Origin of the sequence: Methylobacterium nodulans ORS 2060, assembly GCF_000022085.1 — a bacterium.
GTDB classification, from domain to species: Bacteria; Pseudomonadota; Alphaproteobacteria; order Rhizobiales; family Beijerinckiaceae; genus Methylobacterium; species Methylobacterium nodulans.
In genome coordinates, this window is the sequence record NC_011892.1 from 476,065 (window position 1) to 487,734 (window position 11,670).

Consider the following 11,670-nt stretch of genomic DNA (forward strand, 5'->3'; position numbering starts at 1 on the left):
GTCCAGAAGTTCTACTGTCCAGATTCTCAGGTATTCAAGCCGATTGGACTGGAAACGTCACAATTATGGCATATTTAATGCCTACGAATACGTGCATTAAACACGCAGTTGGTATGAATGGCCAAGTTCTTGTTCGTCCTGCAGGCAGACGCTGACGTGCAGATCGCTGTCAGCACGGACTGTGCGTCGATCCAAGACGCTCAGGTCGAGGCGGATAAGCTTCTCGATGCCATGGTGCAAGGCGAGAACGCCACGCGTCGCGCCGGTTGCATCTGCTGCGTGAAGGTCACCGATCCAGGGCACCATGTCGTGTACTTGGCCACACGGCAGTGTGGCACCTCCGGGGCCACCTGTGAGGGCGAAGATCAGGCTTCGATTGAGACGCCTCCTGTCGCCCCGAGCAAACGGGCCTGTTGCTGTCCTGGAGCCGTTGAGAATTCCTGCCGTCCCGGATGAGGCGGAACCCTGTCCGTCATCTCGTCCTCTAGCCCATACCCATATGGAGCATCCCCGTCTGGGAGTTCGGGCGCTAGTTCTCTGGGATGCCTGACCACCCCACCATCAGCACGCTGATCGTGCGCAACGTTGTGACTTTCGACCAACTCGACGCTGCTGTCGAAGCCTACCTCTCCGATCCGACGTCGGGCCCGAGAGAGATCGGCAATGGGGTCACAATCGACATCGCGGCGGCTGTCCAAGCCTACTCGACCGCCAAGGGCTTGGCAGCGGAACAGAGCTTCGAAGAGAGCACACGGCGGCTTCTGGTTCGGACCTCGATGCTGCTGGCGAGGCCCACATGAGACGTCGCAATCCCCGCCGAGCCTACGACGAGCACGGCCGGGAGATCCTGCCCCTGACAAGCACGTGAGCGCCGCCCTTTGCCGTTCCGCTCAACCTGTGTGAAGGACGGCCGGCGCGGTCTGCGCCACACAGAGACCGTGGCGCTATAAAGGCATGCTGAGTGCACGCTATAAGAGCGCGGTCCTGAATGGACTGCACCTGTGGTCAAGAGCCGTCGCTCCAAAGCGAACACTTGGCGGGTCTAGACCCCCGGCCGGGCGCTTTCATTTGTTATTGAACCTGCTTGGCGCGGCAAAATAGGCCTGCCCCATCATGGCTCCTCCATCTCCCGATCTGGCGGGGTGCCATGATCGGTGGCCGGGTGGTCTGAACCCGCCGGCCCGGCCGCCGCTCTCCAACCCGGACCAGTTCTCACACCGAGCAGGAGATGATCCTCTACCACCACCTTCGCGAGCAGGGCTTTAGTCGCGCCGGAGCCATCAGTCTTATCGTCGTGAACCTCACGCTCCTTGTGATCGGGGCGTATTTCGCCATTCTGGACGGGACCGGCACAATCGAAGCGCTTGAGCAACTCCGCTCGCGCCTGAACTGAGGACCTGACAGCACCCGAGAGTGCACGCCGGCCGACAGGGTCAGCAGCGCAGACCACCGGAGCGGCGGCTGCCTGCTCAGAAAAGAAAGGGACCTGCACGGCCAAAGCTGGCGGGCTCAGTCTCTGTAGCCCGAATGCCAGCACAATCGAGCCACGTACGAGAGCAGCAGCAAGAGGGCTGACGATGCTGGTGTGGTTCAAATGAGCGTTGCATAGCATAGGGCGATGTGATGAAATATGTGCTGCCTGGATGGTAAGTAGGCGCTAAGCTTGTCGGCAATCCAGGATGCACGATTGCTGCATGTTTCGATGGCGACCTCCTATCGTCTGGCGAACAATAAGGGAGATGATGGACATGCCACGCGCTAACGTCATCAACGATACGAACTTTACTTCTCCATCAAATGTCACCGATTATATCCTTGGGCCCGATGCTCATCTGAATGTTCTCACGGGGACGCAATTTCATGCCGTTGGTCAGGGCCAGATCACGACTGACGAAGGCTTTCAGGCGACCGTGAACTTCATTCTGCATGATAACCCAAGCTTCAACACCTTGAATGCTGTGGCTCATACAGACGTTGGTGTCCTCCACTTCAACTCCAGCAGTTACCAGCACACAGACCAGCTGACGGGCCCTGCTGCATCGCTCTTCGACATTGATCCGAGCGAGTACCTTTCAGGCTCTCCGACACCTTATTAGCGGAAGGCGCCGGTCCGGGCTCTCTCCTCGGCCGGCGTTTCTCTGTGCATCTCACTGAGACCCACCACCGATCTTATTGCGGACCCTCGCCACTTGCGTGGCTGACCACTCACCACCGCGAGCCACAGGGACACCCTCTCCGCTCTCCGCCAGCAGGTCCCGCCGAGAGGGCGGCCCTTGCGCTTGAAGCAAGGCTGAGAGCTAGAGAGGCTTTCAACCGCAGCCGCTGCGGCCCGGCATCCACGAGTGAGCCAGGGCAGGTTCTGAACCCTGTCAGGCGGTTGGCAGCAGGCAGTATTTCGTCAACCATTCCGCCGCAGGCTGCCGACAGCCGACCCGGAGATCCCGAACCGGCAAAGGCGGCGGCCCGGCATCAACTCGTTCGCAGAGCGCCGGGCCGTCGCTCCTGAATTTCCGAGACCGCCTGCTCGCGTTGCGTACCAGAGCGGGCGAAGGCAGCGGCCGGCAGACCGCCACGAGGGCCAGGCGGAGTGGTCGCTGTAGCTGGCGGCCGGGTTGATCGACCTGTCGGCCCGGCCGCCGGCCCACTGCTGTGTCAATGCCAGCTCGTCCGTGCCCGCGCCGCACGCGCCATCGCGATCAGCTCTTGAGGAGTAAGGCTGCGGTCGGCCGGCGGCACGCTCAGCAGCTTGTAGGCGGCGAGGGATGCCCGATGACCACTCTCGCCTTGTGCTGGGCGCCTCTCGGAGAGCTTCGCCCGCCGCGTGCTTGCTAGGCTCATGGGAATGGCCCTCCGCAACTCAGCTTAGCCGGAGCCTAGCGAAAACGTGGCGGTTGGAAAGAGGTGACGGCAGGCAAAACAAAACCCCGCTCGCAGCCGTGCTGGGCGGGGTTGATGGGCTGAGCCGATGCGGAACCGCTTAGGCAGCCAGCTTCGCGGTCAGGATCTCGTTCTCGTTGCTGGCGACCAGCGTGGACGCAGAAGCCTTCGGGGTCAGCCGGTCCGCAACGCCCAGGACGAGCGACGCGTTCACGGCAGCGGCGGCGACGAGGCTGAGGAGGACGAGAGCGGTCATCTGCGGCGGTTCCGTGTGGCGTTGTGCGATGCACCATCTATGGCAATGCACAATGCGCTTTGGAATGTGGAATACCAGATGGCTGGCATGCAGCATTGGTATGACCGGCCCTCTGTCCCCTCCGCCGACCCGGTCGGGCCACCCACCGGGCGCCGCGCCAGCCTGGGCTGTTGCCCGCGCATGTGACCGGCCGTAACTTTCGAGAACGGGTGTTCCCGCTGGTTTCGGAGCGGCGCATGGCGGAGGAGTTTGGGTCGCCCCTGCCGCGGGATTGGCGGGACGCCGCCGACACCGCCGCGCATAATCTCGGCTTCGGGCGCGACCTCACCGGGCTCCCGGCCGAGCACTGGCAGCGCGTGCTCGCCGCCGTCGAAGCCCGGATGCGGATGAAGGGGGTCGACCTGCCCGAGAACTGGCGCGAGCGCCTGACCCGGCAGGTCGGCCGGGAGAACCCCTGACCTCCTACGCGAGGGTTCCAGCATGCCCCCTCCCGATCCGCTCGCCGTCTCTCCCGGCCTCATCGGTCACTACGTGAACTGGGCGCTCGAACTCGCCGCCCAGCACCGGGCGCAGCCGAGCGTCGATATCGCGGCGAGTGTCGACACCTACCTCGCGGAGGTCCGAGCGCGGGCGAGGGCACTCCCGAGCAAGATCCAAGGCGCGTGGTTCCTGAGTGCAGTGCGCACGCAGGTCAGGCTGCAGATCCCGCGCGACCCGAAGGTCCTGGCCGCGATCGCGTCCGATGTGAGCGAGGCCCGCCGGCTCGATACCCTCACCCTGATCGTCGACCGGCTGGTGGAGCGGGCGGACGCGTGATGCCGATGATCCCTGATCGCCTCGCCCTGCCGGCACCGGAGCGCGCGACGGTGGCGCCCTTACCGGATGAGGGCACCCTGCCGGTGGAGGCCGCGGCCCTCGTCCACGCCTATCAGCGCGCCAGCAAGGCGGATGCGACCATGCGGGCTACTGGGGCGACGCTGCGGTGTTCGAGGCTTGGTGCTCGCGCTACGGCTTCCGCTCCCTGCCGGCCTGCCCCGAGGCCGTGGCGGGCTTCCTGGTCGGAGGCCGAGGCGGGCCGCCTCCACGATTGGCCGGCGCTGCGCCGCCATCCGCTATGCGCACAAGCTCACCACGCTGCCGGACCCAACCGAGGACGAGGCTGTGCGCGCGGCCGTGAAGGGGATCCGCCGCAGGATCGGCACGGTCCCGACCCGCAAGGCGGCTGCCACGGTCGACGTGCTCTCGGCCATGCTGGTGCACACGCCCCAGACGCTCGCCGGCCAGCGCGATCGCGCGCTGCTGGCGCTCGGCTTCGCGGGCGCCTTTCGCCGCTCTGAGCTCGTCGCCCTCGACGTCGCGGACCTGCAGGAGGATCTGGAGGGTCTGCGGGTGCGGGTGGCCTCGAGGCCTCGTTGTTCGGGGCGCACTCGCTGCGGGCCGGAGGCGCAACGCGACCGTGTCGCCTTCGTCAGCTCGATGGCCTTGCGGCTGATCTGCTCGCCCTTGCCCTGAAAGATGGCCTCCAGCGCAAGCGTCGCCTTGCTGCGCGAGCCCTTGGGGCGGCCGGCCGGGTTGCCGCTCCGCCCCTTCTCGAAAGGCTTGCCTGAAGCCGGCATCAGCTAACCCTCGTACTCCGCTATGTTCATTGTAGATCGCGTAGAACATCCGCCAGCGGCTCGTCTGCAGACAACATGGTCAGCAGGCCATTGGCTGTTGATATCTGCCAGGAAACAGCCTGGGGCGCCCATCTCCAGAGAAGTCGAGCGCGGTACCAGCGCAGTTAGGGGTTCCGGCATCACCGGCATCTCTCAAGCGTAGCAATATTCCACGTAATCGTTCTGCAACGGCTCAGCTTTAGACGTCTGCTTCAGCGAATGGTCATCAACGACCGCGAAGGGAGACCGAGCCATGCTGAACATCATCAGGATCATCGCCGCAGGTGCCGTTCTGGTCGTGTGGAGCCACGTCGTTCCCGCCCTGTCGGCCATCGAATCCTCTGTCGAGCAGACGACCAGCGAGGCGCCTTCAACGGAGAAGAGCTGCCCCCTGCGGGCTTGGCCTTATATCGGCTGAGCGGCTCTCCAATGCGCGCGCGAGTGGCCGAGCGGCTCTTCGAGCAAGAAGGGCTCGGACCGACCGGCGGAGCCCTCGTACGGGAACAAACAAAGTCCATATTAAGAATCTAACTAGAACTGCTATGCTTAAGGGATAGCCGCTCCCCGACGGAGCTGCGGTCCGGGTGGTTAGCCAAGCCAGATCCGGGGAGCCGTAGAACAAGCCGGAGGGCACCGGCAGCAAGTGGCGCTCTGCGCCGCAGGAGTGGGAACGGGTTGCCCCGACCCCACAGACAGCCGGGCGGCCGATCGATGAGCCTCCCGGTGGTTCCGCGTCAGACCTCGCGAGAGGTGAAGCGGTGAGTAAAGGCCGACCGCCTGACCCCGGCCTCCCCGATGAGGGTTTCGTCCATCGATCTGTGACCGGCTCGTACGGCGGCTCCGTCCTGTCAGGCCAGTCAGGCTTCGCCCCTGCTAGGCGAAGCTATGCTCTCTCCCCAGCCCACCATCCCATCAGGGACCAGACAGATTGGCTAGGTGGAACACCCGACGACCTGACCCTGGTAGCCCTGGAAACCGGCAACCGCGTCCCTTCGAGCGGCGGCGTGGAAATCAAAACCTGCCACGAAATTTCGCAAAATCCTGAGGGACAAAAAGGCAGGTGCGCACATGGGCGGGACCGGCAGTGGACGATGGGGCGGACGGCCGACCGTCGAGAGCGGACTGACCCTCAACCTCGGCAAACTCCTGCGCGACGGCTTCTGCCAGCCGGGCCAGAGCCGGGCCGGGTCGTTGGTCTGGACCAACTCGCGCACCGGCACGCCGGTCGGCTCCATCGGCTACGAAGCCCATCTCGGCACTGAGCCCGGCTGGATGCGGCTGCACTACACCACGACGCGCTGGAACGGCGAGAAGCAGCGGGCGGACTACTGGGTTAAGCTGACGACCACGGCCCAGCCGTTCGGCGGCCGGCGCTGGTGGTTCATCTGCCCGCACACGGGAGCGCGGGTTACCAAGCTTCACCTCCCGAACGGGGCTTCGACCTTCGCTTCGCGCCAAGCCTACAGGCTCGGCTATCGCTCTCAGCGGGAGACGCCGACGGACCGCGCGATCAGCCGCGCTTTCAAACTGCGCGACCGTCTTGGCGCCAAGGACGGGATCGGTGACTACATCGATAAACCCAAGGGCATGCACTGGGCCACCTTCGAGCGCGAGATGGCGAAGGTCGGCGCGGCTGAGGCCACGGTCACGGCTCTCTCCTGGCAGCTGCTCAAAAAGCTCAATCCGCGGCTCGAACCATAGAGCAGCGGCCCGCTACGGTTCGAAGAGCGCTCGTGGTTTCAGCGCCGGTTTCAGGCCATTCTGCGCGCACGAGGCGGCTTGGTTTCCGCTGGTTTCCACCCTCTATGCACGGAGCCGCCGGGCATGGTTCGCGGTTTGGTACGCGGACAAGTACGCACCCTCCACGCGCGCGTGAGCCGCCGATTACGGTGGCGCATGCGAGCTTGATCCGGGGCGTGCTGGAATGAGCGGGGATCGAGTTCCCGACAGGCGCTTCGACCGGCGTGGCCCTGCGCACGAAGTCAGCCGCGTAGCTCAACCGGAGAGAGCCTCAGCCTTCGAAGCTGAGGGGTGCAGGGTCGAGCCCTGCCGCGGTCGCCAGAAAAAAGAAGCGCCCCGGAGGGCGCTGGTTCTCGAAACACTTGGCCTACGCGCTACTTGCGCTTGCCTGATCCGGCTGCCGCATCACGGGCGTGCTCCAGCTTATCGCCCTGCCGCTTGGGGCTATCATCAGTCTCTGGCGCATCCGAGCGGCGCGAAGCCTTCTTCGCTTTTATCTCAGCGGCTCTCTTCTCCAACGCCGCCTCGGCTTCCTGGCTCGTTTTGACGTAGTCGACCGCGCGAGCTTCCTGGCGGTCCGAACTGCTGCTCTTTGAGCCTGCCATGATGAACCCTCCCTCGTTCATGCCAAGTCAACAGAGGAGGTTACGAGCGGGTTGCCTTCGAAGCGCACACAGGTCCGGCTTGCCGAACAGCTCGCGTGTGTCAGCGAGCCCGCTCCAGCACCCACTTAACCTGCATCGCTGTCCACGTCCCGCCCTGCGCGGTCTGGATGCCACGCTGGTTGAGGCCCGCCGCAATCTGCCGAAAAGACGACGCTCCCGACGCCCGGACGTAGGCGATGGCGGACTTGTGGGTCATCGGCCTGTGTCACAGGCAGACGAAGGTTTGCGGTTAGTGCAGCCTCTCTGAGAGAAAACGCAGCACACGCTCAACGGCCTCATGCGTCGGCTCGCCCTCGCGATCGATCAGGCCAATGGTGAGCACACTGTGCGGCGGCTCAAACTGAGGCTTTGCCGATGCAGCTGGAAGCTCAATCCCCTCGAAACCGTCGCCGAGTTCGCGGCGCAAGGTCTCGAACCGCGCCGCTCGACAGAACAGCATGTCGCCGTGGAAGCGCACACCCAGCACCTTCAGCCCCTCCTCGGTCGTCCGGCGGCGCGCATTGGCGAACGTCTCGGGCGTGACGTGGACAGCGGCAGCCTTGGCGCGCGTAATCGGCAGCGGCAACGACGGATGCCCCATAACCGGCGCCAGGACCCACGGATCGAGGGTGAGCGTCAGCGCGAAGTTGCCGGTGACGCACATGCCGACTACGCCGATGCCGCGGCCGTCCATCTCGTCATGGATGTGGCGAGCAAGCGCGCGCAGCCAGTCCGCAATCGGGCTCGACCGATTTTCTGCAAGCACCTGGAACTCGCGGCTGATGCAGATCCTCAGCAGCTCCGCCACACGGTTGACCGGTGTCGTCTTGACCCCCACCGGACCGAACAGGCGAGGCATGAACACAGTGAAGCCTGCGTCGACGACACGCCGGGCGAACCGCACGACCTCGGCCGAGATCCCGGGCACCTCATGCATGATCAACACCGGTGGACCTTCGCCCTTTCGGTAGATGGTTCGCTCGCGACCCGCGTGCGTGAACGCGAAGGTCGTAAAGTCTGGCAGCGTGGGCATGGCAATCATCCCTTAAGCATGATGCCGCGCCAGAACGCGGGCGACCTGAACCGGGGTCCATTTGGCTCCGCCCCGTGCGGTTGGGATGCCCCGCTGGTTTAGCCCCGTCGCAATCTGCCGGAGTGATGCCGCCCCGGATGCCTGCATATCCGCGTGATCACGACTGACCTCGTGCCGCTCGTGGACGCGCCGCGGGCACTGTTCGGCTCGCTGGACCGGGAGCGTGGCGGAGCGCTGATGGCGGCGATGGACGCCTGCAACGCCCGCTTCGGCCGGGGCGCTGTCGTGCCGGCCCGGGCGGGCTTGGTGGACAAGCGCACCTGGTCGACGAAGTTCGAGATGCGCACGCCGCGCTACACAAGGCTAGCCGAGCTGCCGGTCGCGACAGCACAACTGTAAGCGGCGCCTTAGCATACCAGCTCAGTCTATCGGGCCAGAATGCTTATGCCGCCGTATAGAAAAATGTCGTTTCCGGCCTAACCGGCACGATTATACGTGAGGCGGGGGCGAGGTTGCAGGCAAGCGGGCTTTTCGTTGTCAACGACGCGCCTAGACACAAAAAAGGCCGCCCTTGCGGAACGGCCCGAAGTCTAGGGAGGAAGCGCCCAAAGGAGGGCAGGCACGGCCGCGACGCCATCGCGGCGGTGCATCTGCTTTGTGCCATGTTGCAGTGCACAACTCAATCGGCTCAAAGTGGCATGCGACCGGGTGTTGCATTTATGGAACTTATTGCTGCCCGGGGCTGAGCATCGCGAACCTGCTCCAGGTGTACGGGCGGGGGTTGCCTCGCCGCAGTCCCGTCAGTGCCATCTGCGAGCCAAAGAAGAAGGCCCCGCCGCCGGTCGGTGCCGAGCGCACGAAGGCCATCTCCATGACTGATCTCTGTCGATCCGGGTCGTTGCCCGGCTGCCTCGGGTTCTGCCTCCCAGCCCCGAAGTCATGAGGGCAGAGTAGGCGGCAACCTTGAACCGTCAGCTAAAAAGCGCAGTGAACGGCAGGGCAACGAACCTTGACGAAGGCTTGCCAGCCTCACGCGCCCTACTCCGACGCAGCAGCCTTCTTTGGCCGTCCGCGCCCCTTCTTCGGCTCCGCAGGCGCACTCACCTTCGCGTCAGTGTCAGCACGCTTCTCAGCAGCACGCTGACGGCGCATCTGGCCCAGCCCAAGGCTCTTGGCGAGTTCGGAGCGCTGGGCCGCATAGTTCGGCGCCACCATCGGGTAGTTGGCCGGCAAGCCGTACTGCTGGCGGTACTCGGCAGGGGTCAGGCCGTTCTTGGTCAGGTGCCGCTTCATCGACTTGTACGGCTTGCCGTCGATGAAGCTGATGAGGTGGTCTGGCGTGATGGACTTCCGGATCTGGGCGGCGGTCGGCTTCAGCACTTCCTCGACAACAGGTGTAGCGGGCTTGCTGAGTTCATCAAGTGCCCGGTCAACTATTGCGATCAGTTCGGGCAATTCGGCTGCGGGCACGACATTGTTTGATACGTACGCAGAAACGATGTTGGCGGTTAGTCCTATCGTCTCGGTTTCGGGCTTGAGCGTGATCGATTTTGCCTCTTCACCCATGGACATATCCTCCGCGGTGAGGCAGGTGTCTTAATAACCGCAGCCATGATCAATGCGATCTGAAAACAACCCACAGCTTTTTTTTGCAACTTTCTCATCCAGAGGTTGCATTCGGTGCAGTGCATCAAACTACGTACGCAGTTGCATCACCGCTAGACGGTGAGCTACGGCAACCATAACGGTTACCGCATCCCTGCATCTTCTATCGCTTATTACCTACGCCGACCCAGTCCCACCGATTTTGCAAGTCCGGAGCGTGCGGTCACAAAATTAGCAGCCCGCCAGATACGGGTCTTCTGTTTTGACGCCGGCTCAACTCTCACCAGCTCGAGCCGGCGTTCTCTCGTGCCGCTACTTCGAGGCGGTCCTACGAGGACGCGCAGCCTGCTGCCGCGACCGGCCAAGCCCGATGCTCTTGGCCAGTTCCGAGCGCTGCGCCGCGTAGTTTGCCGCCACCATCGGGTAATCCGGTGGCAGACTCCATTTCACGCGGTACTGCTGGGGCGTCAGGCCGCGCGTCGTCAGATGGCGCTTGAGTGACTTGTACGGCTTGCCGTCCTCCAGGCTGATGATGTGATCCGGCGTCACGGTCTTCTTGATCGGCACGGGAGGCGTGAGCTTCACCGGCTCCGGCTCGGCGGGTCTCCCGAGGGCGCCGAGGCTCTGGTAGACGCTCTGAATGAGGGCCGGCAGCTCGCTAGGCGGTACGCTGTTCTTCGACACGTAGGCCGAAACGATGTCGCTGACCAACTCGATGTGGCCAGCCGCAGTTTCTTCGCTCATTGAAGATCCTGATTTCGAAGGACAGCATACCTGAAGCGTGATCAAAGCTGCGTCAATACGTAAGCCGATCATCAGGTTAGAAATTTGGCCCAAGATGGCCGGTTCACGGCGAATTGGATACTCAGAGTGAGTATGGACCGTGGAATAGGTCGCCCATGGCCTTCCTGCGGAGCAATGTGAACCGGCGTCGTCGCTGGTGCTCCGATCGGTCGTGCAGCATGTGACAGCGCTGGCAGAAGTCCGCCCGGATCGCTCCGGTCGTCGGCCCCACCCCGAACAGCGTGAGGGGGTCCCAGCCCAGCTCGGCGGCTTGCAGGCCGAAGTCCTCCACGAAGCGGCGGGCGTTCGTGAGCGTCTCGATCCACTCGTCCGGCTTAAACCCGGGGCACGGCGGCTGGCCGGCTGACAGAGAGGCGAGGCCGCGGCTCCATTCCTGGACGAGGCCGGCGGGGTCGGTGGGCGCGTTGGTGATCGGCATGGCGGCCCTGTACGGCCGCGCGGTGTTGTGGAGCTTGCCGCCAGCTGGAGCCTGAATGAGGCAGCGGAAGTCGGCCTCGGCTGCGGCAGTCATGCGTCCGCGTCAGTTCAGGATGGATATGCCCCTGGCGAACCAGCGCGGAACTGGTTCATTACAGCCAACTTGACCATTCAAAGCGAACCGAAGATCACTGAACCATCCTAAGCGAACTGATGGTGCACCGTGTCTGCAGGGCGAAGCGCCCGTGCGCGGTGTCGCTGTCGAACTGCTCGGTGACGCTGCGGAAGTGGACGTTCTGCCGGCGCAGGTCATCGATGGTGCGCATCATCTCCATGAAAGAGCGACCGAGGCGGTCGAGCTTCCAGAGCCACTTCCCCGACCTCGTAGACGCGCCGCGCCTGCCCGACCTGCCGCCTGGGCTCGTCTCCCTGAAAGTGCTGCGCGGGGGGAAGCCTCTTATACGGACATGACCGATACGTCACCTGTCGAGCCCGGCCTGATGATCGTCAGCTTCTTGAATTCCCCCGGATAGACCGTTTCGGCGCCGGCCCAGGTCGAGACGAGCACAAGTAAAAGCGCGAAGACGAGACGGCCCATGACAGTACTCCCAACCCGATGATGTTTCGCAATAGGCTCCT

Annotated in this window: 19 protein-coding genes and 2 pseudogenes; 9 read left to right on the top strand and 12 right to left on the bottom strand. The window is 63.9% G+C overall.

Translation table 11 applies throughout. From position 1 onward, the window contains the following. Positions 1–96: 96 nt before the first annotated feature. Positions 97–306, bottom strand: coding sequence for a hypothetical protein (locus MNOD_RS38430; RefSeq protein ID WP_043753655.1), 210 nt, complete (start codon positions 304–306; stop codon positions 97–99). Positions 307–542: 236 nt separating this feature from the next. Between MNOD_RS38430 and MNOD_RS38435 the strand changes: the two genes are divergently transcribed. The 3 genes from MNOD_RS38435 to MNOD_RS45030 all read left to right on the top strand — a co-directional run bounded on the left by MNOD_RS38435 (position 543) and on the right by MNOD_RS45030 (position 2,096). Next, positions 543–800 carry a hypothetical protein gene (locus tag MNOD_RS38435; RefSeq protein ID WP_015934322.1) on the top strand — a complete coding sequence of 86 codons (258 nt, stop codon included), beginning with the start codon at positions 543–545 and terminating at the stop codon, positions 798–800. Between the two features lie 428 nt (positions 801–1,228). Beyond that, on the top strand, positions 1,229–1,393 hold the full coding sequence (locus MNOD_RS47600; protein WP_015934323.1) for a hypothetical protein: 165 nt from the start codon (positions 1,229–1,231) through the stop codon (positions 1,391–1,393). A 355-nt stretch (positions 1,394–1,748) separates the two neighbouring features. After that, positions 1,749–2,096: a hypothetical protein gene (locus MNOD_RS45030; protein WP_015934324.1), complete on the top strand. Its 348-nt coding sequence runs from the start codon at positions 1,749–1,751 to the stop codon at positions 2,094–2,096. A gap of 881 nt (positions 2,097–2,977) precedes the next feature. Here MNOD_RS45030 and MNOD_RS48535 read toward each other — a convergent pair. Beyond that, a complete protein-coding gene (locus tag MNOD_RS48535; RefSeq protein ID WP_015934326.1) occupies positions 2,978–3,133 on the bottom strand; it encodes a hypothetical protein in 156 nt (51 codons plus the stop codon). A 236-nt stretch (positions 3,134–3,369) separates the two neighbouring features. Here MNOD_RS48535 and MNOD_RS38445 point away from each other — a divergent pair, with 236 nt between their 5' ends. The 3 genes from MNOD_RS38445 to MNOD_RS50420 all read left to right on the top strand — a co-directional run bounded on the left by MNOD_RS38445 (position 3,370) and on the right by MNOD_RS50420 (position 4,645). Beyond that, on the top strand, positions 3,370–3,591 hold the full coding sequence (locus MNOD_RS38445; protein WP_015934327.1) for a hypothetical protein: 222 nt from the start codon (positions 3,370–3,372) through the stop codon (positions 3,589–3,591). Between the two features lie 22 nt (positions 3,592–3,613). After that, on the top strand, positions 3,614–3,949 hold the full coding sequence (locus MNOD_RS38450; RefSeq protein ID WP_015934328.1) for a hypothetical protein: 336 nt from the start codon (positions 3,614–3,616) through the stop codon (positions 3,947–3,949). A 345-nt stretch (positions 3,950–4,294) separates the two neighbouring features. Further along, positions 4,295–4,645, top strand: coding sequence for a site-specific integrase (locus MNOD_RS50420; RefSeq protein ID WP_341874507.1), 351 nt, complete (start codon positions 4,295–4,297; stop codon positions 4,643–4,645). A 20-nt stretch (positions 4,646–4,665) separates the two neighbouring features. On the opposite strand, the pseudogene MNOD_RS50425 reads toward MNOD_RS50420, so the two are convergent. Continuing rightward, positions 4,666–4,749, bottom strand: a pseudogene (locus MNOD_RS50425) (DUF5681 domain-containing protein); the annotation flags it as partial. 292 nt (positions 4,750–5,041) lie between these two features. On the opposite strand from MNOD_RS50425, the gene MNOD_RS48540 reads away from it, so the two are divergent. Together MNOD_RS48540 and MNOD_RS38460 are read left to right on the top strand one after the other, a co-directional pair. After that, on the top strand, positions 5,042–5,206 hold the full coding sequence (locus MNOD_RS48540; protein ID WP_198157691.1) for a hypothetical protein: 165 nt from the start codon (positions 5,042–5,044) through the stop codon (positions 5,204–5,206). A gap of 650 nt (positions 5,207–5,856) precedes the next feature. Then, a complete protein-coding gene (locus MNOD_RS38460; protein WP_015934330.1) occupies positions 5,857–6,489 on the top strand; it encodes a hypothetical protein in 633 nt (210 codons plus the stop codon). Between the two features lie 413 nt (positions 6,490–6,902). On the opposite strand, the gene MNOD_RS38470 is transcribed toward MNOD_RS38460, so the two are convergent. The 4 genes from MNOD_RS38470 to MNOD_RS45050 form a co-directional block, all read right to left on the bottom strand. After that, positions 6,903–7,133, bottom strand: coding sequence for a hypothetical protein (locus MNOD_RS38470; protein ID WP_015934331.1), 231 nt, complete (start codon positions 7,131–7,133; stop codon positions 6,903–6,905). A 100-nt stretch (positions 7,134–7,233) separates the two neighbouring features. After that, positions 7,234–7,389, bottom strand: coding sequence for a recombinase family protein (locus MNOD_RS50205; RefSeq protein WP_015934332.1), 156 nt, complete (start codon positions 7,387–7,389; stop codon positions 7,234–7,236). Positions 7,390–7,422: 33 nt separating this feature from the next. Beyond that, positions 7,423–8,205 carry a dienelactone hydrolase family protein gene (locus MNOD_RS38475; protein ID WP_015934333.1) on the bottom strand — a complete coding sequence of 261 codons (783 nt, stop codon included), beginning with the start codon at positions 8,203–8,205 and terminating at the stop codon, positions 7,423–7,425. Between the two features lie 12 nt (positions 8,206–8,217). Then, positions 8,218–8,352 (bottom strand): recombinase family protein, encoded by a 135-nt coding sequence (locus MNOD_RS45050; RefSeq protein WP_083786733.1) that lies wholly within the window; start codon positions 8,350–8,352, stop codon positions 8,218–8,220. A gap of 6 nt (positions 8,353–8,358) precedes the next feature. Between MNOD_RS45050 and MNOD_RS38480 the strand changes: the two genes are divergently transcribed. Then, the gene (locus MNOD_RS38480) at positions 8,359–8,604 is read left to right on the top strand and encodes a DUF4113 domain-containing protein (protein WP_341874503.1); all 246 of its coding nucleotides are present in this window, start codon (positions 8,359–8,361) and stop codon (positions 8,602–8,604) included. A 639-nt stretch (positions 8,605–9,243) separates the two neighbouring features. Here the strand turns inward: MNOD_RS38480 and MNOD_RS38485 are convergent. The 5 genes and pseudogenes from MNOD_RS38485 to MNOD_RS47605 all read right to left on the bottom strand — a co-directional run bounded on the left by MNOD_RS38485 (position 9,244) and on the right by MNOD_RS47605 (position 11,629). Next, complete coding sequence (locus MNOD_RS38485; RefSeq protein ID WP_015934335.1) at positions 9,244–9,771, bottom strand: Ros/MucR family transcriptional regulator; 528 nt, start codon at positions 9,769–9,771, stop codon at positions 9,244–9,246. Positions 9,772–10,122: 351 nt separating this feature from the next. After that, complete coding sequence (locus tag MNOD_RS38490; RefSeq protein WP_015934336.1) at positions 10,123–10,554, bottom strand: Ros/MucR family transcriptional regulator; 432 nt, start codon at positions 10,552–10,554, stop codon at positions 10,123–10,125. A 121-nt stretch (positions 10,555–10,675) separates the two neighbouring features. Further along, positions 10,676–11,125 carry a hypothetical protein gene (locus MNOD_RS38495; protein WP_015934337.1) on the bottom strand — a complete coding sequence of 150 codons (450 nt, stop codon included), beginning with the start codon at positions 11,123–11,125 and terminating at the stop codon, positions 10,676–10,678. Positions 11,126–11,258: 133 nt separating this feature from the next. Next, a pseudogene (locus MNOD_RS49710) lies at positions 11,259–11,399 on the bottom strand (recombinase family protein); the annotation flags it as partial. A gap of 89 nt (positions 11,400–11,488) precedes the next feature. Further along, entirely contained in the window at positions 11,489–11,629 is a 141-nt protein-coding gene (locus MNOD_RS47605; protein ID WP_015934339.1) for a hypothetical protein, read from the bottom strand. Positions 11,630–11,670 lie beyond the last annotated feature (41 nt).

Excerpts from the sequence above, each read along its gene's own strand:
- MNOD_RS38430 (WP_043753655.1), bottom strand. The coding sequence starts at position 306 with ATGGTGCCCTGGATCGGTGACCTTCACGCAGCAGATGCAACCGGCGCG.
- MNOD_RS38435 (WP_015934322.1), top strand. The coding sequence starts at position 543 with ATGCCTGACCACCCCACCATCAGCACGCTGATCGTGCGCAACGTTGTG.
- MNOD_RS47600 (WP_015934323.1), top strand. The coding sequence starts at position 1,229 with ATGATCCTCTACCACCACCTTCGCGAGCAGGGCTTTAGTCGCGCCGGA.
- MNOD_RS45030 (WP_015934324.1), top strand. The coding sequence starts at position 1,749 with ATGCCACGCGCTAACGTCATCAACGATACGAACTTTACTTCTCCATCA.
- MNOD_RS48535 (WP_015934326.1), bottom strand. The coding sequence starts at position 3,133 with ATGACCGCTCTCGTCCTCCTCAGCCTCGTCGCCGCCGCTGCCGTGAAC.
- MNOD_RS38445 (WP_015934327.1), top strand. The coding sequence starts at position 3,370 with ATGGCGGAGGAGTTTGGGTCGCCCCTGCCGCGGGATTGGCGGGACGCC.
- MNOD_RS38450 (WP_015934328.1), top strand. The coding sequence starts at position 3,614 with ATGCCCCCTCCCGATCCGCTCGCCGTCTCTCCCGGCCTCATCGGTCAC.
- MNOD_RS48540 (WP_198157691.1), top strand. The coding sequence starts at position 5,042 with ATGCTGAACATCATCAGGATCATCGCCGCAGGTGCCGTTCTGGTCGTG.
- MNOD_RS38460 (WP_015934330.1), top strand. The coding sequence starts at position 5,857 with ATGGGCGGGACCGGCAGTGGACGATGGGGCGGACGGCCGACCGTCGAG.
- MNOD_RS38470 (WP_015934331.1), bottom strand. The coding sequence starts at position 7,133 with ATGGCAGGCTCAAAGAGCAGCAGTTCGGACCGCCAGGAAGCTCGCGCG.
- MNOD_RS50205 (WP_015934332.1), bottom strand. The coding sequence starts at position 7,389 with ATGACCCACAAGTCCGCCATCGCCTACGTCCGGGCGTCGGGAGCGTCG.
- MNOD_RS38475 (WP_015934333.1), bottom strand. The coding sequence starts at position 8,205 with ATGCCCACGCTGCCAGACTTTACGACCTTCGCGTTCACGCACGCGGGT.
- MNOD_RS45050 (WP_083786733.1), bottom strand. The coding sequence starts at position 8,352 with ATGCAGGCATCCGGGGCGGCATCACTCCGGCAGATTGCGACGGGGCTA.
- MNOD_RS38485 (WP_015934335.1), bottom strand. The coding sequence starts at position 9,771 with ATGGGTGAAGAGGCAAAATCGATCACGCTCAAGCCCGAAACCGAGACG.
- MNOD_RS38490 (WP_015934336.1), bottom strand. The coding sequence starts at position 10,554 with ATGAGCGAAGAAACTGCGGCTGGCCACATCGAGTTGGTCAGCGACATC.
- MNOD_RS38495 (WP_015934337.1), bottom strand. The coding sequence starts at position 11,125 with ATGACTGCCGCAGCCGAGGCCGACTTCCGCTGCCTCATTCAGGCTCCA.
- MNOD_RS47605 (WP_015934339.1), bottom strand. The coding sequence starts at position 11,629 with ATGGGCCGTCTCGTCTTCGCGCTTTTACTTGTGCTCGTCTCGACCTGG.